We start from the raw sequence: 23,765 nt of genomic DNA, 5'->3' as shown, positions 1-23,765 counted from the left end.
TCCCGGCTCTCGGCGCGTGCGACTCGGCTGTCGTCGCCGGCTGTTCAGACGACCCGAGTGGGGGTGTCCCGCGGTCCGGCGGGTGACGTGGAGCGCTCCCCAGGGCGACCGCCCGAGACTTCCGTGACGGCGGGAGCGGTGAGCGTCGGGTCGACGGTCAGCAGCGTCGTACCCAGGGGCTCGGCCAGCGACCGCAGTACGGCCTCGGACAGCCGGATCCACGGCTGCTCGGGGCCGAGCGTCGCGGCCAGCCGGCCCGGGTCGGTGAAACCGACCGCGGTGCGCGTGCCCAGCGGGGTGCGGAACATACGCACGACCACCTCCGCCGACCCCGCCCGGACGGGGACGTACAGCAGGGCGGCCGTGGTCCGTTCCTCGGGCTCGGGGTCGTCGTCGTACCGGAACAAGCACATGGGGCCCTCCTGGGGATGCAATGACGGCGGCTCGCGCCCCGGGGAACCGGGGAGCCGGCCCGGGAGCGGAACACCGAAGCTATCCCCACCCCGTCTCCCTCCGGCCAGGCCCTGACGCGGCCTTGACGACGACCGGCCGAGTCCATACGGGCCGCTGACTCCTCCCCGTCCCACCGTGCTCCTGGTCGCCGCGCTCGTCGCGTCCCGTACCTGGGACAGCACGGCGGACCGCCACGCCCCGCAGACGGTCAGCGCCGCCGGGCTCAACCTCGCCCTCGACGACATGGACGCGCAGGCCGCCAACATCCTGCTGTCCAGCGGGAACGCGGGCAGCGAGCGCATGGGCCTCCCGTACGTGAAGGCTGTCGAGTTCTACGAGCAGGCACGGCACACCATCAGCGGGAAGCTGCGCACGCTCGCCGTCGCGGCGGAGGGGGAGCCGGAGGACGAGCGGGCCGTGGAGACGCTCACCGAGGACTTCGCCCGGTACCAGGAGCTGCTGGGGCGGGCGTTGGAGAACGACGGCCGTGCCGGCGGCAAGACGGACGCGCTCGCCGACCACCGTGACGCGACCGACCTCCTCGCCGCGCGACTCCTGCCCGAGGCGCGCGGCCTGGTCGAGGCCAACGACCACGCGTCGTACGACGCGAAACTCACCGAGACCTGGGCGCGTTACCGGGCCGATCACGAGGACCGGGTCTTCACCGGCGAGTTCCGGCGCGAGCTGGACGACATCACCTTCGCGGGCGAGCGGGAAGCGGCCGAGCGGACGGTCGAGGCCTACGCCGCGTACCAGCGCGACGACCGCACTATCCGGTCCTTGGCCGACGGCAAGGAGCGGGAGGCGATCACCTTCGGCATCAGCTGGGACCCCGGCAAATCCAATGCCCACTTCGGCGCCTGGATGAAGGCGCTGGACGACGTGACCGCCATCAACCAGGCAACGTTCGACAACGCCGTACGGGACGGACGGGAGACTGACACCGACCGGCTGCCCTGGGCGGTGGGCGCATTGCCGGCCGCCGGCGTCCTCACGGTGCTCGGTCTGCGCCCCCGCCTCGCCGAGTTCCGCTGACCGGACACCCGACCGCAACGCTGCGCGAGGGATGCGAAACCCGCTCCATACGAAACCTTGACGCCGAACTCCCGTACGACAGAGAACCTGACGCTCCCTTATCGGCAATCGTGGTTCACGTGACGTCAACCATCCATCTGCGCCTGCCCCTTGGGCAGCGCTCCCAGCACATGGTGATCTGCGGCGACGACGGTCTCGCCCACCGTCTCGCCATCGAACTCGACGCCGTCTGCGGCGAGACGGTGACGGTGGTCCTGCCCTCGCGGCGCGATGTGTACGGGGCGGAGGTCGCCGACCTGCACCGCGACCCCCGATCGCCGGTCGAGTTGCTGGTGGCGGCGAGGCCGGACGAGCAGACCCTGCGCGCGGCCGGTGTCGAACGGGCCGCCGCCCTCGCGCTGACGTACGGCGACGACCAGGTCAACATGACCGCCGCGCTCCTCGCCCGCAGCCTCAATCCGGCCATACGCCTGGTCATCCGCATGTACAACCGCGAGCGCGGGCGCCATCTGGAACGGCTCCTCGACCGGGCCGCCGAGGTCGGGGGACAGGCGGACGACGCGTCCCTGGACGCCTCCACCACCGTCCTGTCCGACGCCGACACCGCCGTTCCGGAGCTGGTCTCGGCCGCCGCCGTCGGCCAGGGCCACACGCTCCAGGTCGAGGGCAAGGTCTTCCGAGGCGTGGTACGCCCCGCCGGGGCCCCTGGCAGGCCGACCGATCTGGCCACGCTCGCCGTGCTGTCCGGGGCTCACCAGGACGACCCGGCGAGCGAGGACAGCGCGGAGACGCCCGGCGAGAGCGGCACGCTGCTGCTGCCGGACACCCGCACGGCCTACCATCGCCAGTTCACCCACGGCCGGCTCATGCTCGAAGAGGTCACCCACCACCACGACCCGGAGACCCCGAGGGCCTCCCGCGCCTACCGGGACCTGCTGTTCGGACATCTGGCCCACCTGCCGTGGAAGGTCTTCGTGTCCAAGGAGGTCACCGCCGTGTACGGGGCGCTGGCCGCGATCGTGCTGCTGCTCGCCGTGGTGACGTCCCTCGTCGTGGACGTCCCGCTGTGGAAGGCCGTGTACCTGCCGCTGCTCGACATCTTCACCATGGGGGACCCGGCGACCGACGAGCAGCCGGCCCGCCGGATCCTGCAGCTCGTCGCCGGCTTCGTCGGACTCGCGATCCTCCCGCTGGTCGTGGCCGCCACCATGCACGCCACGGAGGCCTTCCGCACCGCTTCCGCGAACCATCCGCCGTCCAAGGACCTGAGCGACCACATCGTCCTGGTCGGACTCGGCAAGATCGGCACACGGGTCCTGGCCCGGCTCGGCACCACCGATCACAGGATCGTGGCCGTCGAGCGGGACCCCCGCGCCCGCGGGGTCGCACTCGCCCGCGAGCTCGGGATACCCCTCCTCCTGGAGGACGCCACCGCGCCCGGTGTCCTCGACCAGGCCCGCATCGGGCGGAGCAAGTCCCTGCTCGTCCTCACCCGGGAGGACAGCGAGAACCTGGACATCGTCATGGCCGCCCGCGAGATCAACCCGGGCATCCGGGTGGTGATGCGGCTGTACGACGACGACTTCGCGGCCACCGTCTCCCGGACGATGCGTGCCTCGTACCCGGCCGCCCTGACCCGCAGCCGGAGCGTGTCCGCGCTGGCCGCCGGGTCCTTCGCCGCGGCGATGATGGGCCGGCACGTGCTGGGGGTGATGCCGGTCGAGCGCGGCTCGCTGCTGTTCACCGTGGTCGACGTCGCCGGGCACCCGGAGCTGGAGGGGCGCTCGATCCACGAGGCGTTCCGCGAGCACGAGTGGCGCGTCCTGGCCGTCGGCGCCGCGGGCGCCCGGTTCTCCTCGTCCTCGATGGACACGCTCGCCGGGCTGCGGCTCGACCGGCAGGGCCTCGACTGGCGCCCGCCGCACGGGCGGGTCCTGCGCGCGGGGGACCGGGTGGTCCTGGCGACGACCCGGCGGGGCCTCGACTTCCTGATGACCGGGGTGCAGCCGCACCCTCCGGGGCGGAGGCCCTGAGCGTCGGGCAGGGGAGCGACGGCCGGGGGCGAGCGGAAGCGTCGCCGCGCGGACGGTCACGGGCCCGCCCCGGTAACCATTGGCCTCGGCCACCTTGCGGCCGTACGGAAGCCACCGCGACACCGGAGCAGTCAGAGGTCCATGCCGGAGGCCCTGAAGACGGCCTTGGCCGCCTCTCCGTCCACCATGCTGGACAGACGCCGCAGAGTGACGACCCCGTACTCCAGCGTCCCCCGCTCCTGTGAGACGCGGGCGCCGGCGTCCAGCAGATGCCACAGACGGGGATTGTCGACCAGGACGCGCGGATCCAGAGGGACGAGCCCGCCGTCGCCGTCCTTGAGGACCAGTCTTTGCGCGACCCCGTCGGACCACACGACGGACGTCAGCCGATCCGTCCGGACCTTCCGGGTCCGGAACAGGTCGCGTGTCGCGAGCCACCCGGGGCCGGCGGTCACGCGCGGAGGCAGCAGGATCAGGAACAGCGACAGGGCCAGAACCGCCCAGAGGCCGGAGCGCACGACGCCGAGTGTCCCGTACGCCGCGTCGACGACGAGCAGCAGAGCGAGAAGAGCCGCCGCGCAGCAACCGGCGTACCGGAGGTCACCGGCCCACCGCTGGTTGTGCGCCACAGTGTCGGGCGTCGCCGGGGAACGCCACGGGTGGCGTGCTGTGAAACGCCGTCGCATACGGCCAAGCTAATCCCGACCGATGGAAGGGCCCCCGCATCCTGACGTGCCTTTGGCGGCGAGTCCCCAGGTCTTGACGCCTTCCTGACGTCACGGCGCGACCCGGACGACGAGCCTCGACGTCGCCTCGGCGCACCGTCTGATGGCCGACGACACCGCCCTGCTCTGGGCCGGCGACTATCGTGTCGAAGGTGTGGAGGCCCGTCCGCAGTGGGAACCCGTTTCAGGGCAGGATCGCTCGCTGCTCGCGGTGGAATTCCAGACTTGGAGGTGCCGCACACCACCTCGGACGATCAACGCCAGGGGCGAGACGATGCGCTGCCAGGGCACGTCATCCACCCTCGTCCATGGTGCGCGATCGATGATCTCCGACGATGCGTCGCCGGGTCCCGCTCCCCGACGGGCTGTGGTCACGCTGATCGGCCGGAACTTCCACTCCCGCAGACCGCACCACGCCCTAGACTGCGACCGCTCCAAGACCTGGAGATCATCGGGAGGGCGTGCAAGATGAAACGAGCACTGATCGGCGCATTCGCGGCCGTGGCGTTAGTCGTGTCCGGGGGGAGTGTCGCCACCGCTTCCGACAGCGCTGCGCCACGCACCACGCACGGCCCTTGCCAGTACACGCAGACCCCGGACGAGCCGCCGGCGCGCCCCGTTCCGCTGCCGCCCGACCCGCGGCGCACCCCCGGTCGTGGCACGGTGGACATGGCGGTTCCGACCAGCCATGGCTCGCTCCCGCTGCACGTGGACCGGGCCAAGGCACCGTGCACGGTGCAGAGTTTCCTGCACCTGGCGCGGCACGGGTTCTACGACCGTACGGTGTGCCACCGTCTGACGGCGTATCCGACGCTGAAGGTCCTGCAGTGCGGCGACCCGACCGGTACCGGCGAGGGCGGCCCCGGGTACAAGTACAAGGACGAGCTGCCGGTGGACCTGCCGCCCGCACCCACCGATCCCACCGGCACGCGCCGCCTCTACGGGCGCGGCCTGCTGGCGATGGCCAACGCCGGTCCGAACACGAACGGCTCACAGTTCTTCGTCGTCTACGGCGACTCCGCACTGCGACCGAACTACACGGTGTTCGGCACGGTCGGCCCCGACGGCCTGACGACACTCGACAAAATCGCCGCCGCAGGCATCGAGCCGACCGCGGAGAACCCGGCACCGGTCGACGGCACACCCGTCCTGCGGACCGAGCTGCTCCGCGTCCGGCCGTCCTGCCGGCATTGACGCACCGCGACGTGGCCACGTCCTCGATGAGCATGCCTGGCGCCTGCGGCCGCCCCAGGGGGACTACGCCGACCGGGTGAATCGTCCGGGAGCGGAAGGGGAGGGCTTTGGACCTTGTGCCCGGACGACGTGAAGCGCCCAAGGTCCAACCTCTGCACTCCGTACGATGCTGCCCGTGGACATCGCACCAGTTGTCCGGTCCCGGCTCCCTGCCGGGGCCGGACTCCGTCTTGGACGTACGGGCGGCCCGACCCGCGTGACTCCGAGCGTATTCAGCCACCAGCCGTCGCCGATGCACCTCGGGCCCTGGTCAGATCGTGACCGGGCCGTGGGCGGTGGCGAACTCGACCGAAACCAGGCCCGGTTCCTCATCTTCGACCCAGGTGACGTCAATCTGGTCGAGGGGGTGGTCGGCCGGTTCGCCGAGGAATTCGGCGATGGAGGCGGCGTCGCCGGCGATGGAGACTCCGTGGATGGTGGTGGAGGTGCGCGGGTCGGCGCTCGGGCGCTCCTCGCTGGGGACCAACCACTGAAGGAAATAGGGTAGTTGCGGGTCCTCCAGTAGTTCCAGCAGGCCGATCTGCTTCCACCTCAGGTCGAACCCGTCGGGGCGGACACGGTGGCCCTCGGTCGAGGTGCGGCCGAGGCGGGCCTCGACCGGGGCGATGTCGTCGACGGAGACCACCCAGCCGAGCCAGCCGCCGCCCTCGGCGGCGCGGCGCGCGACCGCCTGGCCGAAGGGTGCGCGGTCGGCGGCGGGGTGGTCGAGTGTGGTGACGACCTCGACGTAGGTGCCGTCGCTCAGCGGGAGAATGAAATTGCGGGTGCCGAATCGCGGGTGCACGCCCCCGTCGACGAACCCGGCGCCGAGGGCCGATCCGATCCGCTGGACGGTCGAGACGAAGCTGTCGCGGGCCACCGCATAGGACACGTGATCAAGTCGCACTTCGGCATCATCACCCGACAACCCGTCCACATCCCGACGCCACGCCCGCCGCCCCGGCCGCGTCCGTCGTGGATTCAGTCGTGGAGCGGATCGATCATCGTCATCCCGGCTGGGGAGGCCACCCCGGCCCGGTTGAAGCGGGCAGCAGCACCGCGGCGTCGTCGAGGCCCACGCCCCGCTCGGTCAGCCGCTGCCACACGCTTTCGAGCCGGCATGCAGCACCATGCGCATGGCAATTCCACGAGGCGGGCTCTATGCCTGACGGCGTGTGCCCGTGCCCCGGGCAACGAGTCGATCGGTAAGTCGCGTGATCGGTTGGATGGTGCATGGCGGCGGTCGCCGCCCTCGGACCGTAGGCAATCGGTCAGGGAGGTGAAGCCCGCCGACGCGTGGGCTTCGACGTAGGCGCGGCAGGCGTCGCTGGGTCTCAGCAGGGCGATCGAAGCCCTCTCGCAGCGCCTGACGATTCGTCAGGAAATTCGGCAAGTGGTCAGCCCTTGACCTGCAAAAACGCAGGCAGGGAGCCTGAGTCCAGGAGTACCTCGATGATACGTACGATGTTCAAGTCGAAGATCTGACTATGTGGCGTCGCCGCAGGTCAGGGGCATCATGTGCCCCCCTCAGGTCAGTAAACGGTCAGCACGCGTCCCAGACGTGTCCCCGCTTGCTGACCCTCGACCCGCAGCGCGGCGCTTGAGCAGGCTCTTGGGCTGGAACGGATGGTGCGTGACATGGCCCGACAGCTCGCCCGCGGCATGGGGTCCTTCTTCAAGGACTGCGGCTGCACCAAGCCCACCCGCTGCCCTCACCCGTACTCGATCCGATTCCGCGACGCGCTGGGCAAGCAGCGCGAGGAGTCCGGTTTCGGTACGCAGGACGAGGCGATCGAGCGTCTTACGCAGCTCTACACGGAGAAGAAGACCACGGCGCCGTCGGTGGCGGCAGCCCGCCGTGAACTGGGACAGCAGACGGTCGAGGAGTACACGAAGCAGTGGCGGCCCCGTCAGCGCAAGATGACCGAACCGACTACTCCACGGGCGAGCACGTCGACAGCTCGATCAACGTGCGCATCGTCCCGCGCCTCGGATCGCGGAAGCTGAACTCAGTCACCCCGATGGTGGTCGAGCGGTTCCTGGACGAGGTGGAGAGCGACGGGGTCGGCCGCGGAACCAGATGAACATCTTCCGCACCCTCAAGACGTTCCTGCGCGACGCCTATGGCAAGGGGGCCATGGCCGACGATCCGGTGAAGGGGGTGCAGGAGCCGGAATATACGCCGGGAATTGTGGTCATCCCGTCCCTCGCGTACGTGACGAAGGCGCTGGCCGTTGCCGATGAGGATCTCGCGCTGGAGATCGTGATGATGGCGGGGTGCGGTCTGCGCAATGGTGAGGCGCGGGCGGTGAACGTCAACAATGTCGTGGCGGATGACGTCTACCGGGTGGGTGAGCAGATCCGCTCCAACACGCTGAGGCCGGCGAAGTTGAAGCACCGCAAGGTGGGGGAGTTCCGGGAGGTACCTCTGCCTCGGTCGGTGCGGGAGGCGATCGAGCGCTATGAGGCCAAGCACGGCACGACGGAGGACGGGTATCTGTTGCGTGGCCCGGGCGGCTACTTCACCGAAGGCATGGAGCGGCGTCGGGTGAAGAGGCTCTTCAAGAACCTCCCTCCGGAAGAAGGCGTCGGGACGTACGGCTTCCGGCACTACTTCGCCTCGAACGCCCTCGGCAACGGCATCCCGATCACCGACGTCGCGGAATGGATGGGTCACAAGTCCATCGAGGAGACGTACCGGACCTACCGGCACCTGATGCCGGGCAGCATCACCAAGGCCGCCCGGATCCTGGACGCCGGCCTCTGGGAAGCCACCTGATTTCTCTGGGGGATGGTTCGGTCATGTCCGGGGTTCGGCGCGCGAACGGGAGGGACGGTCTCGCACCGGTCCGGCGTGATGTAGTCGTGCGGCATTCCCGGTGTTCCGGGCGGCCGGCGGGAACCACGCCCCTCAGCAGCCCGGGCGCCGGCACCCGTTCCATGATCGTGAGCCGGTTGTGCATGTTGACCAGCGGCCAGCCCCACAGGTACGCGAAACGTCCCATGGTGCGAAGGTATTCATCGGTCATCCGCTGCCCGGCAACGGGCGCGGAGAGGTCGGCGGACGCTTGGATGGTCCGGATCCAGCGTTCCTCGTGGCCAGGAGGTGGTGTCGGGCCGACGTACAGGTCGACGGTGCCGGCGTCGCGCGGAGCGAGCGTCTCGTACAGCGACCGCAAGGCCGCCTTCCGCTCGTCGGTCACCAGTTGGGAGCGGGTCGCGGTGTCGTAGACCGTCAGGGACCACAGCAGCGCGGCCGTTACCGAGGCCGGGACGCGCAGACGGTACGTGCGGGAGCGCCGAGCCAGGCGCCGCCCGGCACGCCCCCTAGCGCGTCGTTGAGTCTCCGCAGTCCGTCGCCGCCTCGGCGAGTGCGTGCACCAGTGGGGTCGCCCGGTCGGTGCGCCAGATGAGGGCCCACTGGACGGGCGGGGCATCGTGGAGGGGGAGGAAGGCGATGTCGGGTTGCGCGTGGTAGCGCCGTCCCTCGTCGGGGACGGCGCACACCGCGTCGCCTGCCGCGACGAGGGCAAGGATCTCGTAGAAGGTGGAGGCGGCCGGGCCGCGGCGGACAGGGCGTCCAGCCGGTGTGCGGGCCGGTAGGACGGCGCTCTCCCAGTAGGCCGGAAGAGGGCCGTCCAGTCGGGGTACGACGTGGTCGCCGAGCACCTCCATGCTCACCGACTCCTGCCGGGCGAGCGGGTGGTCCCGGGCCACCATCAAGTGGAGCGGTTCCTCGCGCAGCACCACGCCGACGGTCAGGTCCGGCTCGCGAACCGGCAGCCAGGTGGTGACCGCGTCGACCTCACCCGCCCGCAAGGCTCCGAACGGATCGCTGAAGAACACTTCCCTGAAGCGGAGTTCGACGGACGGGTGCCGGGCCCGGAAGCGGCTCAGAACCGGGCGCATGTCGTGCATCTGAGCACCCATGACCCCCAGCGTCAGTGTGCCGGCCGAGCGGCGGGCGATCGTGGTCACCTCCGCGATGGCTTCCTGGATGCCCTCGTATGCCGGCTTCACCCGCTGGAGCAGCACCTCTCCGACGGGGGTCATCCGCACGTGGCGGCTGGTCCGCTCGAAGAGCGGAGCGCCGATGAGGCGTTCCTGCTTCTTGATCGCCTGGCTGACACGGGCTGGGGAGACATGCAGGCGTTCGGCGCTGCGGCCGAAGTGGAGCTCCTCCGCGAGCGTCAGGAAGATCTCTATGTCCCGCAGTTCCATTCCGTCCCGGTCCCCTCGTGACCCCGAATTCGTGAACCTCTGGGTTAACGATCCTAACAAGATCGGCCGTTGCTCCCGGGCTTCTCGCTACGCATGCTGGTTACCGCACACGGAGCCGCCTTCCGCAGGTGGCGACATGAACCGTACGAGACTGCTGAATCGACCCGCTCCCTTCAGCTGACGGCCCGAAAGTCATGGACCGCGCGGGAGGCGGTTGCCTCATCGGCCTGGATCCTCGCCGCCCAGGGCTTTGCCCGCCGCGCACGAACCCCCACGGAGAGATTCCCGCGTGACATCTGACCCGAGCGCCGGCCGGACACCTGACCCGGCCACCCTCCATCCGCTGCCCGCCCACGAGCGAGTCGTCTTCCTCAAGCCACTGGTCGCCGGGACCAACGTCGTGGCAGGTGACTTCACCTACTACGACGACCCGGACGGCGCGACCGACTTCGTGCAGCGCCGTGTGCTCTACGCCTACGGTCCGGAACGGCTGATCATCGGCAAGTACTGCGCGATCGCCGCGGGCACCAGGTTTTTGATGGCGGGCGCCGACCACCCGTCGATGGGAGTGTCCACCTTTCCCTTCACCATGTTCGGCGGTCAGTGGGCCGAGCAGACTCTCGACATCGTCACCGGCATGTCCAGCCGCGGGGACACCGTGGTCGGCAACGACGTGTGGTTCGGATACGGAGCCACCGTGATGCCGGGAGTACGGATCGGCGACGGCGCGGTGATCGCGGCCGGCTCGATGGTCACCGCCGACGTCCCGCCGTACACCATCGTGGGCGGGAACCCGGCCAGAACGATCAGGAAGCGCTTCGAAGACGTCGACATCGAACGACTCGTGCGCGCCGCCTGGTGGGACTGGCCCGTCGAGCTGGTGACGGCGCACGCCCGCGTCATCATGTCCGGTTCCCCGCGGGACATCGCGCGCATCGCCGCCGCCGAGGGTCTGGAGCAGCAGTGACGACCCGGGGCGTCGAGGAGTACGCGGTGTCCGGTCGCGACAGCGGCCCGTACGCGCTCACCACGGGACCGGACGGTGCGTTGTGGTTCACCATGGTGCACAGCGGCCGGATCGGCCGGCTCGTCCCCGGACAGGATCCGACCAGTCATCAGCTCGCCCCGGACAGCGGCCCGACGGTCATCAGCAACGGGCCGGACCGCGCTCTGTGGTTCACCGAGTACCGGGCTCACCGGATCGGCCGTATCACGACGGCCGGCGAGGTGACGGAGTTCGCGCTGCCGACCGCGCGGTGCGGTCCCTTCGGTATCGCCGCGGGGCCGGACGGCGCGCTGTGGTTCACCGAGACCGCCGCCGACCGCATCGGCCGTCTCACCGTCGACGGGTCGGTCACGGAGTACCCGCTGCCGTGCACCGGCGCGTTCCCCTCGGCGATCGCCGCGGCCGGGGACGCGATGTGGTTCACGTTGAACCAGGCCAACGCCATCGGCCGCATCGGCATGGACGGCTGCGTCACGGTCCATGAGCTGCCCACCGAGGCGGCTGCGCCGGTGGGTATCGCCGCGGGGCCGGACGGCGGCGTCTGGTTCACCGAGATCGCGGCCAGCCAGATCGGTCGCCGCGCGCCCGACGGCCGGATCACCGAGTACCCGTTGCCCGACCGCTCGGCCAGGCCGCATGCCGTCACCACCGACGCCGACGGCACCGCGTGGTTCACCGAGTGGGGTGGCAACCGCGTCGGCTCGATCACCTCCGACGGCACGATCACCGTCCACGACCTGCCCACCCCGGCCTCCGAGCCGCACGGGATCACGGTGGGCCCGGACGGCGCCCTGTGGACGGCCCTGGAGACAGGCGCACTGGCCCGCATCGAACCGACCACCACCAGAACCGGCAGCACCACCAGGAACACCGAACAGAGGAGCACCTTATGAAATACGCCCTCGTGATCTTCGAGACACACGCGTCACGCGCCCGGATCCAGGCCGACCGCGACGCCTACCGAACGGCGTACGAGACGTGGATCGGTGAGCTCGCGGCAGCGGGCAAGCTGGTGGGCGGCGACGCCCTCGACACCGAGTACCAGGGCCCTGTCACCGTGCGCAAGACGGCGGAGGGATCCGTGGCGGTGACCGAGGGGCCCGTGCACAGCGGCGAGGAGACCCTCGGCGGCTGGTTCGTGCTGGAGGTGGCCGACCATGCCGAGGCGATCGAGCTGGCCAGCGGCTTTCCCACCCCGGAGGCGCTCGAAATCCGCCCGGTCCTCGAATCGGCCTGAACAGCGGGTGGCCCTTGCCACCCTCTGCCCGGACGCCCGGAGCGCCTGAGCAGCACGACCATATGATCCCCAACGCCAGACCCTTTCACAGGAGTTGACTTGATACCGACATCGGTGAGCTACCGACCTCTGACCGGCCCCGAGGAGATCGACCTCTTCTGTCGGCTCTCCTACGTCCTCGACCACGAACTGACCGACGACTTCGCCAACGGATGCCGCCGCCCCGAGTGGACCTGGGTGGCCCTGGACGGCGACCGTCTCCTCGCCCGGCTCGCTTGGTGGACGACCCCGGGCGGTGACATGCCGCTGCAGTTCGACTTCTTCGACATCGACGACACGCTGCCCAGGGCCGACCGCGACGAGATCGGCCTGCGGCTGTTCAGGACGGCGACGGCGAGCGTCTTCCCGGCGGGCGCGAAGCTGCCGGAGTACGGCCGCTTCGTCCCGCCCAACTGGCATGAGGACCCCGCAGCCCGCGAGGTGGTCGAATCCCGCACGCGCGTGCTGGAGAGCACGGGCGCACGGCTCCTGGTCGAACGACTGCGGCTGCAGTGGACCCCCTCGTCCCTGCTCCCGGAACTCAGGGAACGTCTCGTCTTCCGGCCGGTGGTCGACCGCGAGGACCTCCTCGCCCTGATGGCCCCGGTCATGGAGGGCACCCTCGACGCCCACGGTCAGGCTGACCTGGCATCCGGACTGACCCCGCGCGAGGCGGCCGAACGGCACTACGACGGCGAGTTCGCCAACTTCAAGAGCCCGCACAAGTGGTGGCGCATCGCCGAACTGGCCGACGGCGGCGGTCCAGTGGGCTTCGTGGTCCCGGCCCGCAACAGCTACCACCCGATCATCGCGTACCTCGGTGTCCTGCCCGCACACCGCGGCAACGGCTACATCGACGAGATCCTCGCCGAGGGCACCCGCATCCTGGCCGGCGAGGGCGTCGACCGGATCAGGGCATCGACGGACCTCGGCAATATCCCCATGGCGCAAGCCTTCTCCCGCGCCGGATACGCCAATTTCGAACGCTCCCTCAATCTGGTCTGGGACTGACCCCACCTGCTCCGTCTGCGAATCCCCCCAATGGCTGTCGCCCCGCGCGACCTTCGCGTAAGCGTCAGCCGAACCCCGTGACCAGGCTCTGGGCGATCTCGAGCCTCTGGTTCAGGCAGCATTGAGCAATAGGGGCGTGGGGGGATCTGATGACTGGCCAGTGGGAGACGCTCGGCAAAGCGGGCGGCATCGAGGCGTACCTACACCGTCCGGTGGGTGAGGTGCGGGGTGCGGTGGTCGTCTGCTCCGAGCTGTACGGAGTCAACGCCTACGATCGCGCCGAGCGTGGCGGCCACGAACGGGAACACCTCGGCGGTGAGAGTGGCGGTGGCCGTCGCCGCGTCCCAGCCGTCCTGGTCGATCGCTCCGGTGTATCCGAGTTCGGCGAGCACGTGCTCGCGCGGGATGGTCGCGGCCTCGGTCGGCAGGTCGGCGATGGTGACGACCGCCGAGACGGCTCCGCTCCTACTCGGGCGGTGCGAAAGGGAAGTCGGCGGACGCCCGCGCCTCGCCGTCCGTGGTGACGGTGAGCAGGGCGTACCCGGGCATGGCGGCGATCCACCGATGGGCCTCCTCGGCGCCCAGAACCATCGCCGCCGTCGCGTACACATCGGCCCACAACAGTTCCGGGCCGGTCACGGTCGCCGCCAGCAGAGCGGTGGCCGGGGTCCGGGTGCGCGGGTCGGTGATGTGCGCGCCGCGCTCCGACGTCCCCGAGGTGGCGACCGCGTGATCACGCCCCGCCACCACTGCCAGCAGCCGCCCTGGCCGGCGGGGATCCGCGACGCCGATGCGCCAGAGTCCCGCCGGTCCGGGCGCGCCGCCCACCCGCACGTCCCCGCCCGCGTTCACGCACACGTCGGTGGCGCCTGCCTCCCGCAGCACCCGCCACGCCCGCTCGGCGGCCCAGCCCTTCACCAGACCGCACGGATCCAGGCGGCCGTCCGCCCAGGCGTCGAAGGCTCCCCGGGTACGGCTGTGCGCCCGCTCGCACAACTCCAGCACCCGGCGAACCTCGGGCGGGGCGTCAGCCCGGCCCAGCTCGCCGCGTCGTAGTCGGCTCACGGCGCTGTCCGGCAGGAACGGGGAGAACACCCGGTCGGCCTCGTGGAGCAGGGCGACGGCCTCGTCCAGCGCGGTCCGTAGTGTCGGCGTCGGGCGGTGGCGCAGCGCGAACGAGAACACGGTGCCCATCACCGGTTCGACGTGCCGCCACGGAAACGGAGAGGTATCGGCCTGGTCACCCATGGGCCTGGTCCAGCGCGCTCTGGAGAGACTGGACGTAGCCCTCGCTCGTGTACGTGGCTCCCGACACGGTGTCGATGTGCGCGCTCTGCGCGGTCAGCGCTTCGCCGGTGAGCATCGGCACCGCATAGCCGGCGATCTCCCGGTCGCGTCCGTTCTCCGAAGGGGTCCTGAGCGCCACGACCTCGGTGAGCCGCCCACCGCTGATCGTGACGCGAACCTGCACCGGCCCGTACCGGGTGTCGATGGTGTCCCCGGTGTACGTGCCGGAGGCCGGCGTCCCGGACCCCGCACCGGGCGATCCAGGTCCGGTCGGGGCGGCGGAGACCGGCGGAGCGGCCGGATGGTGTGGTTTCAAGGCGAGCAGGGAGCAGATCGCGGCCACGGTCACGGCGACGGAGAGCAGCGAACGGCGCATCGGAGGCCCCCTCGGGGTCGGTCGGCGGAACAGGCATCGGAATCGGCGGGCCGGTCTGACGTGGCGGGCTCAGAAGGCGAAGGACTCGTGGTGGATCCGTCGGGCGGGAACACCCGCCGCGCGCAGCGCCTCCTCCGCCGCCGCGGTCCACTCGGGTGGACCGCACAGATAACAGACCCGCCGAGCGACGTCCGGCACCAGTCCGCGGAGCGTCCCGGCGTCCAACGACAGCCGGTAGCCGGCCGGGTGGCTCACCGAGTAGTACACGCGCGTGCCGCGCAGCGCCGCGACGGTGTCGATCTCGTGTCTCAGGACCAGGTCCTCGGGCCTCCGGGCCCAGTGGATCAGCACCGGATCCTCCGGCAGCGTTTCGAACAGCGTACGCAAGGGGGTGATGCCCACTCCGGCCGCCAACAGCAGCGTCGGACGTCCCCCGGCCCGGTCCGCGGTGAGCGCCCCGTACGGTCCCTCGGCCCATACGCGGGTGCCGGGGCGCAGCGCGGCGAGCGCGGCGCTGTGGCCGCCCACGGCCTTCACCGTGATCCGCAGGCTCCGCCCGTCGGGGACGGCGGACACCGAGTACGGCGAGGCGGTCCACCACAGCCCGGGGGACAGGAACCGCCAGCGGAGGAACTGCCCGGGGCGGACGGTGAGCTCCTCCAAGTGCTCGCCGGTGATCAGCACCGACACCACTCCCGGGGACTCCCGCCGGACGTCCGCGACACGCAGTCCGTGCCGCCGCGACAGCCGCAGCGGCGTGAGCATCCGGAACCAGACGATGAGCGCCGCGGCCCCCACGTACAGCGCGTACCAAGCGGCCCGTACCGCCGGCCGGTCGAAGTCCGCGCCGTTCGCGATCTGGTGTCCGAAGGCGAGGAACACCGCCGCGTACGTGAGCAGGTGGAGGTAGTACCAGGTCTCGTGGCTCAGCCGGCGCCGGGCGGCGCGCGCCGAGACCGCCGCCGTCACCAGCAGGAGCAGCAGTGCGCCGGTCGCCTTGAGCATGTCCGGATAGTGCAGAACCACCCGGACGCCCTCGGTGACAGGGTCCGTCCGGCCGGTGAGCGCGTAGCCCTCGACGATCAGCACCGTGTGGGTCAGCGTCAGGCCGATGGTGTAGCGGCCCGCCGCCGCGTGCCAGCGGGCCAGCCGATCGGTGCCCACCGTCCGGTCAAGGAGCGGTACCCGTGCCATGAGGATCACCAGCAGCGCGCAGGCGTAGCCGGCGAGCAGGCCGGTGATCCGGCCCGCTCCGGTGAACCAGCCTGCCGGTCCCACCACCGATGCCGTGTCCACCCACCACAGGGCGAGCACGGCCGCCGCCCCGGCCCAAGACATCACCTGGACGGCTCCCACCATGACAGTCGCCGATCCGGCGGTTCGGCCGACGCGGTGTCGGCCACCCGGCCGTGCGACTTCCGTGATCATCCGCTTCCTCGCCTTCGGACTGGTGGCACCCGGTCTCTCGCCTCAGGTCCGTGACGCTCAGGCCCCGCCCACTGTGGTCCGCGATCCTGTGAGGACCTTCTGAACCCGGCCCCACGCGGGGCCTGGCAGCCCACCCCGGATCCACCCCGGACCAGGTGGAACACGGGCGGGCGCCGAGGACTCGTTCAGAGGAAACTCAGAGCCACGGGCGGATCACCGACCCGGCGCCGTCCGGCATCCTGGGAGGACCATGAACCCATCGCCGCGCACCGAGGTGCGCCGCTCCGACGGCACCAGGCCCCGGGTGCTGGTCGTCGACGACGAGCAGGACCTCACCGAAGTGCTGGCCGCAGCCCTGCGCGCCGAGGGCTGGGAGGTGCGCACCGCGGGCACGGCCACCGAGGCCTTCGCGTCCGCCGACGACTTCGGCCCGGACGCGGTGGTCCTCGACTGGATGCTGCCGGACCACGACGGACCCCACGTGCTGACCCGGCTGCGCGCGGCCCGCCCCGACCTGTGTGTCCTCTTCCTGACCGCGCGCGACGCCGTCGAGGACCGGATCGCCGGGATCACCGCCGGCGCCGACGACTACGTCACCAAACCGTTCAGCCTGGAAGAGGTGCTCGCCCGGCTCCGGGGACTGTTGCGCCGCGCCGGACTCGCCGACGCCACGCAGGGTGGCGGCCCGCGCCTGAGCATCGCCGACCTCGTCATGGACGAGGAGGGCCACGAGGTCACGCGGGGCGGAACACCGGTCGACCTCTCCCGCACCGAGTTCGAGCTGCTGCGCTACCTCCTGCGCAATCCGCGCCGCGTGCTCTCCAAGCAGCAGATCCTGGAACACGTCTGGCGGTACGACTTCGGCGGGCGCGCCCATGTGGTCGAGCTGTACATCAGCTATCTCCGCAAGAAGATCGACGCCGGCCGCTCCCCGCTCATCCACACCGTGCGCGGAGTCGGTTACGTGCTCCGCCCCGAGCGGCGATGACGACGCAACGCCCCCCACGCCCGTCGCGTGCCCCGTCGTCGCCGATCCGCCTGCCGCGTGTCCGGCCCCGGTGGCCGCACTCGCTCCGTGCCCGGCTCACCACCGGACTCGTCGCTCTCCTCGCCCTCGCCTGTGTCACCGTCGGCCTGGTCACCGTGCTCGCGCTGCGCGGTTTCCTGGTCAGCCGTCTCGACCAACAGATCGCGGAGGCCGGTGGCCGGTTCGCGGTCAGCCTTGAGCACGAGAACCGGCCCGACGCCGACAACCGGGGCGACACCCGAGGCCAGGCCGACGGGACATTCGGCGCCCGGCTGCTGGGAGGCCGGGTCGAACAGGCCGCCGTGGTACGCGGCACCAGCGACATCAAGGTGCCGCTCACGGCCGACGACGCGCGGGCGCTCGCAGCCCTTCCGGCGGATGCCCGGCCCCGTACCCTGCGTCTCGCCTCCCTCGGCGCGTACCGGGTCGCCGCCTGGACCGGCGACGACGGAGACGTCCTGCTGTCGGGACTGCCCCTGCACCCCGTCGAGGAGACGGTGGAGCGGCTCGCGGCCGTGGAGACGGTCGTGTTCGCGGTGGTCCTCACCGCGGCCGGCGTGTCGGCCGCCGCCTGGATCCGGCTTTCCCTGCGCCCTCTCGAATCCCTGGCCGCGACCGCCGACCATGTGACCCGGCTCCCGCTCGCTTCGGGGCAGGTCGCCATGCCGACACCGCTGCCCGGTACCCGGCCGGAGTCCGAGGTGGGGCGGTTGACCGGTGCGTTCAACCGGATGCTCGGCCATGTCGGCGACGCCCTGGACCGCCGCCACGTCGTCGAGGAACGGCTGCGTACCTTCGCCGCCGACGCCGGACACGAACTGCGTACTCCCGTGGCCACCGTACGGGCCCGCGCAGAACTCGCCCTGCGCAGCCACGGTGACACCCTGCCCGACGACGTCCGGCACGCCCTGGAACGCATCGACGCCGAGTCCCGCCGCATGAGCCTCCTGGTGGACGAACTCCTGCTACTGGCCCGGCTGGACGCGGGCCGCAGCCTGCGCCGGGATGCGGTGGACCTGACCCGCGTGGTGCTCGACACCGCGGCGGACGCGCTCGCCCGGCACCCCCTGCACCACTGGGAGCTGGACCTCCCGGAGGAGCCCGTCCACGTCACCGGTGACGACGACCGCCTGCGCCAGGTCCTCGCCAACCTCCTCGCGAACGCCGGAGGGCACACCCCGGACGGCACCCGCGTCACGGTCGCCCTCGCCGCAGACGCCGACGGCGTCACCCTCAGCGTCACGGACGACGGCCCCGGCATTCCCCCCGAGCTGGTGCCCGGCGTCTTCCGGCGATTCACCCGGGGCGACTCCTCGCGCTCCCGCTCGACCGGTTCGACCGGGCTCGGCCTCGCCATCGTGGACGCCGTGATCCACGCCCACGGCGGCCACGCGACGGTCACCAGCCGACCCGGCCGTACCCGCTTCACTCTCTGGCTGCCGCCGCGCCGAGAGGAGACGCATGACGTCGAAGAGAGAGCCTAGGTACGTCGGTTCAGAGTGGTACGCCCCGGGCCATCGTCATACGAAGGCCGGTTCCCGTGCGCGCTGTCCGTGAGCGGGTACGGACCATGCTCAGGCATCGGATGCGTGGTCTGCGGTGGACTCGACACGCCTGGGACGCCGCGCTGCCGCCCGAGTGCGGAAGGCGACGGGGGTTCGTGGCCCGGCAAGCGGGCGCGACGATCCAGCTCGCACAGCGAAGGGCACGGACGCCCGGAACCGTGCCCGCTCTCAGTCCTTCGATGCGGCCAGGGCCCTGGTCAGGCGCTCGACGGCCTCCCTGGCCACCGGAGCCAGTTCCGGCCGTCCGGTGACCTGGACCAACAGGGCGGGGTCCATGGCCTCCACGAGGACACCTTCGAGTGTGGTGCGTACCACGACGTTGCACGGCAGAATTGGCCGTGACCCTCGAAGCCCCGTTCCCGGAGGCGCTGAAGCGGGTCCGTGAGGCTGGCTGCGCCCAGCGGGTACATCAGACAACATACCCCGGGGAGTATGCATTCCGGATGGCTCTCGCGCTTGATTCACACCAGTGGGTGTTCCGAACGCAGACGTTCGTGGAACGCCGTCACGCAGCCCCTGCAGGAGGCGGCCTGCGCGTCCCGAGCCTGCCGCGGCCGAGCCGATCCTGGGCAAGCGGATGGCGTGCGGCGAGATCGAGGAGGAGTGCCGTCGGCGCCTTGAGCGCATTGCGGACCGGGGAGACGTAAGCGGTCGCGGCCGGGGATGCGGGTGGGGGCTCGTCCCGTCACGCTGGGAGCATGGCCGATCGGATGTCCGAAGGGCCGGGCGGGACCGGTGATGCGTTCCGCGCGCTCGCCGCACGGGACGGCCGGCGCGGCGGGCTCCTGCCGTCGGCGCTGGAGCGCGGTAGGGCCGGCACGGCCGAAGAGCCCGAAGCGTGGGCGCCCCGGGTTGCGTCGGCAGCGGGCCTGCCAGCGGCCGCGGGTCTTGGCGCCGCCACGTACTACGCGGATCTCGCCGCCCCGCACGGCGAGCGGCACGTCCGCGTGTGCACCGCGACGGCGTGCTTCGCCGCAGGCGGCGGACGGCACCTGGAGCAGGTCGAGGAGGCACTCGGCGTGCCGGCCGGACGTGTCGACGCCGAGGGCCGCACCTCGCTCCAGGCCGTGCACTGCCTCGGATACTGCTACGCGGGCCCCGCCGCCCTCGACGGCACGCGCCCCTGCGCGGGGCCCGACCTCGTCGACCAGCTCGCCGGGCGTACGGAGCCACACGCACCCGGCATCCCCGCCGCCGACACCACAGGCGCGCCGGTTCTGCTCGCGGGCATCGCGGCCGGCGAGCCCGTCTGGGACGTGTGGCGCCACGCTGTGAGCCGGCTTCGGCCCGAGGACGTGCGCGAGCGGGTCGCGGCCTCCGGGCTGCGCGGGCGTGGGGGCGCAGGATTCCCCGTGGCGGCCAAGTGGGGCGCCGCGCTGGGAAAGGGGGATGCGTTCGTCGTCGCCAACGGGGACGAGGGCGACCCCGGGTCGTACGCTGACAGACTGCTCCTGGAGGAGGACCCCGAGCGGGTCCTCGTCGGTCTCGCCCTCGCGTGCCTGGCCTGCCGGGCGCGGCGCGGCACCGTGCTCGTTCGCTCGGAGTACCCGAACGCGGCGGCCCGTCTGCGCCAGGCGGTGAGCCGTGCCATCGCGGCGGGGGACCTCGCCTCCTCGGTCCACGAGGTCGGCCCGAGGCCGTTCGTCGAGGTCGCCGAGGGTGCCGGGTCCTACGTGGCCGGTGAGGAGACCGCGCTCATCGCCCGCCTGGAGGGCCGTCGCGGTGTCGCGCGTCCGCGACCTCCGTATCCGACCGATCACGGCCTGTGGGACGCGCCCACCGTGGTCAACAACGCGGAGACCCTGGCCGCCGTCCCCTGGATCGTGCAGCACGGGGGTGCGGCCTACGCCCGGCGCGGCACAGCGGACGAGACCGGAACGAAGCTGGTCTGCCTGTCCGAACGGTTCGCCCGCCCGGGCGCGTACGAGGTGGAACTCGGCACACCGGTACGGGAGATCGTCACCCGGATCGGTGGTGGTCTCAAGGAGGGCCGGGAGCTCGTCGCCCTCCAGATCGGCGGCCCCCTCGGCGGCTTCCTCGCCGGAGACGCCCTCGACGTTCCGCTCACCTCCCATGCGCTCGCGGGCCGCGGCGCCGCCCTCGGGCATGCCGGCATCGTCGCCTTCGACGCGGACGTCGACCCGGTCGAACTGCTCCGTCACACCTGGGAATTCGCCGCCGAGGAGAGCTGCGGCGCCTGCTCGCCGTGCCGCGTCGGCAGCAGTCGTGGGCTCGCCCTCGCCCGTGCCGACGGTCCACCCGGGGAGACGTACGAGCCGATGGCCCGCCTGATGACCGAAGCGAGCCTGTGCGCCTTCGGCCGCCGAGTCCCCCTGGCCGTCCGCAGTCTCGCTCGCGCCTACGGTACGGCCCTGGCGGGGTGGGACCGGTGACGCACCTTCAGGTCGACGGCCGCACCGTCGAGCTGCCAGCCGGAGCGACGCTGCTCGACGCGGCACGGGCCGCCGGCGCCGAGCTGCCCACCCTCTGCCACGACGACCGCCTCCGTCCGGCCGGCTCCTGCCGGACCTGCCTCGTCCACGCCGACGGCCGGACCGTCGCCGCCTGCGTCACGCCGGCCGCGCAGGGCATGACGGTCGACACCGCCGGTGAAGAGGTACGGAACCTGCGCCGGGAGGCCGTCTCCCTCATCGTCTCGGCACTCCCGCCGCACGCGCTCGCGGAGGGGGCTCCCAGCGAACTCGCCGAAACATGCGAGAGGTTGGCGATCGAACCGGTCACGGCCGCCGCGTCCCCCCTGCGTGGTCGTGACGACAGTCATCCGTACGTCCAGCTCGACCGGGACCTGTGCATCGCCTGCGGGCGCTGCGTCCGCATGTGCGCCGACGTCCAGGGAACGTTCGCGTTGACCCTCACCGGGCGCGGCTCCGACACGGTAGTGGCCCCCGGCACAGGCGGGCCATGGGCGGATTCGGACTGCGTCGCCTGTGGCGGTTGTGTGGACACCTGCCCCACCGGCGCGATCACCCAGCCGGGGCCCGGCCAGGGGCTCACCTCCCGGCGACCGGATCCCGACCGGGTCCGCACCACGTGCGGGTACTGCGGAGTCGGCTGCACTCTCGACGTCGTCGTCCGCGACGACCGCGTGGCCGCGGTCCTCCCTGCCCGGGACGGGCCCGTGAACCGGGGGCACGCGTGCGTGAAGGGCCGTTTCTCGTACGGGTACCTCACTTCGGCCGAGCGCCTCACCGAGCCCCTGCTCCGCCGCGACGGCACTCTGACCCCGGTGAGCTGGGAGACGGCGATCCGTGTCATCGCGGACGGGCTGCGAGCCGCCGTCGACCAGGGCGGTTCCGACGCGGTCGCCGTGATCTCCTCGGCCCGCGCCACCAACGAGGAGAACTACCTGGTCCAGAAGTTCCTGCGGACCGTGATCGGCACCAACAACGTGGACAACTGCTCCCGCCTCTGCCACGCGCCCTCCGCCGCCGGGCTCACGGCGTCCTTCGGGCGGGCCGGCGGGACGGACCCCTTCGACGACGTGGAGACCGCCGACTGCCTTCTCGTCGTCGGAGCGAACCCCGTCGAGGCCCATCCCGTCGTCGGAGCGCGGCTCCTCCAACGGGCCCTCGACGGCGCAACCCTGGTCGTCGCCGACCCGCGAGCGGTCGGCCTCGCCCGTCACGCCGACCTCCACCTGCGGCCTCGTCCCGGCACCAACGTCGCCCTCTTCCACGGTCTCGCCCACGTCCTCGTGGCCGAGGGCCTGACCGACTCCGCGTTCCTGCGCGAACGCGCCATCGGGCTCGACGAACTCGTCATGCTCCTGGCCGACTACCCGCCCGAACGCGCCGCCGGGATCACCGGCGTCCCCGCCGAGGACATCCGGACGGCTGCCCGGTACTACGGCCGGGCCGAGCGCCCCGCCGTCGTCTACGGGCTCGGTGTCACCGAGCATCTCCATGGCACCGACGGCGTGCGCACCCTGGCCAACCTGCCCATCCTGCGCGGCGCCGTGGGCGGCACCGGACGGGGCTTCGGCATCAGCCCCCTGCGCGGCCAGAACAACGTCCAGGGCGCCTCCGACATGGGGGCCCTGCCGGACTTGCTTCCGGGCTATGGCCGGGTCACGGACCCCGAGGCCCGCGCCCGCGCCGAGGCGGTGTGGGGCCGGCCGGTGCCGCCGACGCCCGGGCTGCGCATCCCGGAGATGTTCACGGCGGCCCGGGAGGGGCGGCTGCGGGCCTTGTGGGTCATCGGCGAGGACGTGTGCGCAACCGACCCCGACAGCCGGCGCGTAGCCGAGGCCCTCGACGTCTGCCCGCTGGTCGTCGTCAACGAGCTGTTCCTCAGCGAGACCGCCCGGCACGCGGACGTCGTCCTGCCGGTGGCCTCGTGGCTGGAGAAGGACGGGACCTTCGTCAACTTCGACCGCCGGTTCCAGCGGGTCCGCGCCGCGGTCAGCCCGCCCGGCACCGCCCGTACCGACTTCGATGTCGTTCATGCCATCGCCACCGCGATGGGTGCCGATCTCGATTGTCCCGCGCCTGCGGAGGCACTCGCCGAGTGCGGGCGGGTCGCACCCGTCTTCGCCGGGCTCTCGTACGAGCGCCTCGATCGCGAGGGAGCCGTGCCCTGGCCCTGCACCTCGCCCGACCGGCCCGGCGAAGCCACCCTGTACGCCGAGGAGTTCGCGACCCCTGACGGGCGGGCCCATCTCTCCGCCGCCCCCTATCTACCGCCGGGCGAGGAACCGGACGCCGACTACCCACTGCTGCTCGTCACGGGACGCCGCTGGGCCCACTACAACTCCGGCAGCATGACTCGGCGCGGCGCGAACCTCATGCTCGACTCCCGTGGGCGTCTCGACCTGCACCCCGAGGACGCCGCACGCTACGGGGTGCGGGACGGCACCCCCGTACGCGTCGACAGCCGTCACGGACGGGCACGGCTCATTGCCCGTGTGGGGTCCGAACTCGCCCCGGGACAGGTCTTCTGTGCGTTCCACTTCCCGGACGACGGCGTCAACTCCCTCACGTCGGACCATGCCGACACCGTGACCTCGTGCCCGGAGTACAAGGTCACGGCGGTGCGGCTGCGGCCCGCCGAGTCGGACGACTGACCGGCG

Annotated in this window: 23 protein-coding genes; 13 read left to right on the top strand and 10 right to left on the bottom strand. The window is 71.5% G+C overall.

All coding sequences use genetic code 11. From position 1 onward, the window contains the following. Positions 1 to 44 precede the first annotated feature (44 nt). Positions 45 to 413, bottom strand: a complete 369-nt coding sequence (locus tag ACZ7HT_RS34320; RefSeq protein ID WP_471173287.1) for an SAV_915 family protein — start codon at positions 411 to 413, stop codon at positions 45 to 47. A gap of 175 nt (positions 414 to 588) precedes the next feature. On the opposite strand from ACZ7HT_RS34320, the gene ACZ7HT_RS34315 reads away from it, so the two are divergent. Together ACZ7HT_RS34315 and ACZ7HT_RS34310 are read left to right on the top strand one after the other, a co-directional pair. Further along, positions 589 to 1,488 carry a hypothetical protein gene (locus ACZ7HT_RS34315; protein WP_471173285.1) on the top strand — a complete coding sequence of 300 codons (900 nt, stop codon included), beginning with the start codon at positions 589 to 591 and terminating at the stop codon, positions 1,486 to 1,488. A 119-nt stretch (positions 1,489 to 1,607) separates the two neighbouring features. Then, positions 1,608 to 3,521, top strand: coding sequence for an NAD-binding protein (locus ACZ7HT_RS34310; RefSeq protein WP_471173283.1), 1,914 nt, complete (start codon positions 1,608 to 1,610; stop codon positions 3,519 to 3,521). A 131-nt stretch (positions 3,522 to 3,652) separates the two neighbouring features. On the opposite strand, the gene ACZ7HT_RS34305 is transcribed toward ACZ7HT_RS34310, so the two are convergent. Next, positions 3,653 to 4,207, bottom strand: coding sequence for a hypothetical protein (locus ACZ7HT_RS34305; protein ID WP_471173282.1), 555 nt, complete (start codon positions 4,205 to 4,207; stop codon positions 3,653 to 3,655). A gap of 708 nt (positions 4,208 to 4,915) precedes the next feature. Here ACZ7HT_RS34305 and ACZ7HT_RS34300 point away from each other — a divergent pair. Further along, positions 4,916 to 5,440 (top strand): peptidylprolyl isomerase, encoded by a 525-nt coding sequence (locus ACZ7HT_RS34300; RefSeq protein ID WP_471173281.1) that lies wholly within the window; start codon positions 4,916 to 4,918, stop codon positions 5,438 to 5,440. Between the two features lie 310 nt (positions 5,441 to 5,750). Here the strand turns inward: ACZ7HT_RS34300 and ACZ7HT_RS34295 are convergent, their stop codons facing one another. Continuing rightward, positions 5,751 to 6,416 carry a VOC family protein gene (locus tag ACZ7HT_RS34295; RefSeq protein WP_471173278.1) on the bottom strand — a complete coding sequence of 222 codons (666 nt, stop codon included), beginning with the start codon at positions 6,414 to 6,416 and terminating at the stop codon, positions 5,751 to 5,753. Between the two features lie 701 nt (positions 6,417 to 7,117). Here ACZ7HT_RS34295 and ACZ7HT_RS34290 point away from each other — a divergent pair. Further along, complete coding sequence (locus ACZ7HT_RS34290) at positions 7,118 to 7,486, top strand: hypothetical protein (protein ID WP_471173276.1); 369 nt, start codon at positions 7,118 to 7,120, stop codon at positions 7,484 to 7,486. A gap of 73 nt (positions 7,487 to 7,559) precedes the next feature. Then, positions 7,560 to 8,258, top strand: a complete 699-nt coding sequence (locus ACZ7HT_RS34285; RefSeq protein WP_471173274.1) for a tyrosine-type recombinase/integrase — start codon at positions 7,560 to 7,562, stop codon at positions 8,256 to 8,258. Here ACZ7HT_RS34285 and ACZ7HT_RS34280 read toward each other — a convergent pair. Further along, positions 8,209 to 8,916, bottom strand: coding sequence for a DUF1214 domain-containing protein (locus ACZ7HT_RS34280; RefSeq protein WP_471173272.1), 708 nt, complete (start codon positions 8,914 to 8,916; stop codon positions 8,209 to 8,211). The genes ACZ7HT_RS34285 and ACZ7HT_RS34280 overlap by 50 nt on opposite strands. Further along, on the bottom strand, positions 8,807 to 9,700 hold the full coding sequence (locus tag ACZ7HT_RS34275) for a LysR family transcriptional regulator (protein WP_471173270.1): 894 nt from the start codon (positions 9,698 to 9,700) through the stop codon (positions 8,807 to 8,809). Before ACZ7HT_RS34275 ends, ACZ7HT_RS34280 begins: the two co-directional genes overlap by 110 nt. Positions 9,701 to 9,989: 289 nt before the next feature. Here ACZ7HT_RS34275 and ACZ7HT_RS34270 point away from each other — a divergent pair, with 289 nt between their 5' ends. The 4 genes from ACZ7HT_RS34270 to ACZ7HT_RS34255 all read left to right on the top strand — a co-directional run bounded on the left by ACZ7HT_RS34270 (position 9,990) and on the right by ACZ7HT_RS34255 (position 12,993). Then, complete coding sequence (locus ACZ7HT_RS34270; protein ID WP_471173268.1) at positions 9,990 to 10,667, top strand: CatB-related O-acetyltransferase; 678 nt, start codon at positions 9,990 to 9,992, stop codon at positions 10,665 to 10,667. After that, positions 10,664 to 11,599, top strand: coding sequence for a Vgb family protein (locus ACZ7HT_RS34265; protein WP_471173266.1), 936 nt, complete (start codon positions 10,664 to 10,666; stop codon positions 11,597 to 11,599). Before ACZ7HT_RS34270 ends, ACZ7HT_RS34265 begins: the two co-directional genes overlap by 4 nt. After that, positions 11,596 to 11,943, top strand: coding sequence for a YciI family protein (locus tag ACZ7HT_RS34260; protein ID WP_471173265.1), 348 nt, complete (start codon positions 11,596 to 11,598; stop codon positions 11,941 to 11,943). Before ACZ7HT_RS34265 ends, ACZ7HT_RS34260 begins: the two co-directional genes overlap by 4 nt. A 114-nt stretch (positions 11,944 to 12,057) precedes the next feature. Further along, positions 12,058 to 12,993: a GNAT family N-acetyltransferase gene (locus ACZ7HT_RS34255; RefSeq protein WP_471173263.1), complete on the top strand. Its 936-nt coding sequence runs from the start codon at positions 12,058 to 12,060 to the stop codon at positions 12,991 to 12,993. Positions 12,994 to 13,193: 200 nt separating this feature from the next. Here the strand turns inward: ACZ7HT_RS34255 and ACZ7HT_RS34250 are convergent, their stop codons facing one another. From ACZ7HT_RS34250 to ACZ7HT_RS34235, 4 genes are all read right to left on the bottom strand, one after another. Beyond that, a complete protein-coding gene (locus ACZ7HT_RS34250; protein ID WP_471173261.1) occupies positions 13,194 to 13,385 on the bottom strand; it encodes a hypothetical protein in 192 nt (63 codons plus the stop codon). 73 nt (positions 13,386 to 13,458) lie between these two features. Then, positions 13,459 to 14,187: an FAD:protein FMN transferase gene (locus ACZ7HT_RS34245; protein WP_471173260.1), complete on the bottom strand. Its 729-nt coding sequence runs from the start codon at positions 14,185 to 14,187 to the stop codon at positions 13,459 to 13,461. A gap of 46 nt (positions 14,188 to 14,233) precedes the next feature. Beyond that, positions 14,234 to 14,656 carry an FMN-binding protein gene (locus ACZ7HT_RS34240; protein ID WP_471173258.1) on the bottom strand — a complete coding sequence of 141 codons (423 nt, stop codon included), beginning with the start codon at positions 14,654 to 14,656 and terminating at the stop codon, positions 14,234 to 14,236. A 69-nt stretch (positions 14,657 to 14,725) separates the two neighbouring features. Then, positions 14,726 to 16,084: a ferredoxin reductase family protein gene (locus ACZ7HT_RS34235; protein ID WP_471173256.1), complete on the bottom strand. Its 1,359-nt coding sequence runs from the start codon at positions 16,082 to 16,084 to the stop codon at positions 14,726 to 14,728. 250 nt (positions 16,085 to 16,334) lie between these two features. Here ACZ7HT_RS34235 and ACZ7HT_RS34230 point away from each other — a divergent pair, with 250 nt between their 5' ends. Next, positions 16,335 to 17,072, top strand: a complete 738-nt coding sequence (locus ACZ7HT_RS34230; RefSeq protein ID WP_471173254.1) for a response regulator transcription factor — start codon at positions 16,335 to 16,337, stop codon at positions 17,070 to 17,072. Next, positions 17,069 to 18,595, top strand: coding sequence for a sensor histidine kinase (locus ACZ7HT_RS34225; RefSeq protein WP_471173251.1), 1,527 nt, complete (start codon positions 17,069 to 17,071; stop codon positions 18,593 to 18,595). Before ACZ7HT_RS34230 ends, ACZ7HT_RS34225 begins: the two co-directional genes overlap by 4 nt. A gap of 249 nt (positions 18,596 to 18,844) precedes the next feature. On the opposite strand, the gene ACZ7HT_RS34220 is transcribed toward ACZ7HT_RS34225, so the two are convergent. Further along, on the bottom strand, positions 18,845 to 18,991 hold the full coding sequence (locus ACZ7HT_RS34220) for a hypothetical protein (RefSeq protein WP_471173249.1): 147 nt from the start codon (positions 18,989 to 18,991) through the stop codon (positions 18,845 to 18,847). A 383-nt stretch (positions 18,992 to 19,374) separates the two neighbouring features. Here ACZ7HT_RS34220 and ACZ7HT_RS34215 point away from each other — a divergent pair, with 383 nt between their 5' ends. Together ACZ7HT_RS34215 and fdhF are read left to right on the top strand one after the other, a co-directional pair. Then, a complete protein-coding gene (locus tag ACZ7HT_RS34215; RefSeq protein ID WP_471173248.1) occupies positions 19,375 to 21,069 on the top strand; it encodes an NAD(P)H-dependent oxidoreductase subunit E in 1,695 nt (564 codons plus the stop codon). Continuing rightward, positions 21,066 to 23,759, top strand: coding sequence for a formate dehydrogenase subunit alpha (gene fdhF / locus ACZ7HT_RS34210; RefSeq protein WP_471173246.1), 2,694 nt, complete (start codon positions 21,066 to 21,068; stop codon positions 23,757 to 23,759). The genes ACZ7HT_RS34215 and fdhF overlap by 4 nt, the downstream gene beginning before the upstream one ends. Positions 23,760 to 23,765 lie beyond the last annotated feature (6 nt).

It is taken from the genome of Streptomyces sp. NPDC037410 (assembly GCF_055602235.1).
This window is presented reverse-complemented; position numbering and strand designations above follow the sequence as displayed.

What these genes read in the sequence shown, in the direction of transcription:
- ACZ7HT_RS34230 (WP_471173254.1), top strand. Translation starts at nt 16,335, where the DNA reads ATGAACCCATCGCCGCGCACCGAGGTGCGCCGCTCCGACGGCACCAGG.
- ACZ7HT_RS34260 (WP_471173265.1), top strand. Translation starts at nt 11,596, where the DNA reads ATGAAATACGCCCTCGTGATCTTCGAGACACACGCGTCACGCGCCCGG.
- ACZ7HT_RS34225 (WP_471173251.1), top strand. Translation starts at nt 17,069, where the DNA reads ATGACGACGCAACGCCCCCCACGCCCGTCGCGTGCCCCGTCGTCGCCG.
- ACZ7HT_RS34280 (WP_471173272.1), bottom strand. Translation starts at nt 8,916, where the DNA reads ATGCCCCGCCCGTCCAGTGGGCCCTCATCTGGCGCACCGACCGGGCGA.
- ACZ7HT_RS34290 (WP_471173276.1), top strand. Translation starts at nt 7,118, where the DNA reads ATGGCCCGACAGCTCGCCCGCGGCATGGGGTCCTTCTTCAAGGACTGC.
- ACZ7HT_RS34285 (WP_471173274.1), top strand. Translation starts at nt 7,560, where the DNA reads ATGAACATCTTCCGCACCCTCAAGACGTTCCTGCGCGACGCCTATGGC.
- ACZ7HT_RS34320 (WP_471173287.1), bottom strand. Translation starts at nt 413, where the DNA reads ATGTGCTTGTTCCGGTACGACGACGACCCCGAGCCCGAGGAACGGACC.
- ACZ7HT_RS34245 (WP_471173260.1), bottom strand. Translation starts at nt 14,187, where the DNA reads ATGGGCACCGTGTTCTCGTTCGCGCTGCGCCACCGCCCGACGCCGACA.
- ACZ7HT_RS34235 (WP_471173256.1), bottom strand. Translation starts at nt 16,084, where the DNA reads ATGATCACGGAAGTCGCACGGCCGGGTGGCCGACACCGCGTCGGCCGA.
- ACZ7HT_RS34305 (WP_471173282.1), bottom strand. Translation starts at nt 4,207, where the DNA reads ATGCGACGGCGTTTCACAGCACGCCACCCGTGGCGTTCCCCGGCGACG.
- ACZ7HT_RS34300 (WP_471173281.1), top strand. Translation starts at nt 4,916, where the DNA reads ATGGCGGTTCCGACCAGCCATGGCTCGCTCCCGCTGCACGTGGACCGG.
- ACZ7HT_RS34275 (WP_471173270.1), bottom strand. Translation starts at nt 9,700, where the DNA reads ATGGAACTGCGGGACATAGAGATCTTCCTGACGCTCGCGGAGGAGCTC.
- ACZ7HT_RS34240 (WP_471173258.1), bottom strand. Translation starts at nt 14,656, where the DNA reads ATGCGCCGTTCGCTGCTCTCCGTCGCCGTGACCGTGGCCGCGATCTGC.
- ACZ7HT_RS34215 (WP_471173248.1), top strand. Translation starts at nt 19,375, where the DNA reads ATGGCCGATCGGATGTCCGAAGGGCCGGGCGGGACCGGTGATGCGTTC.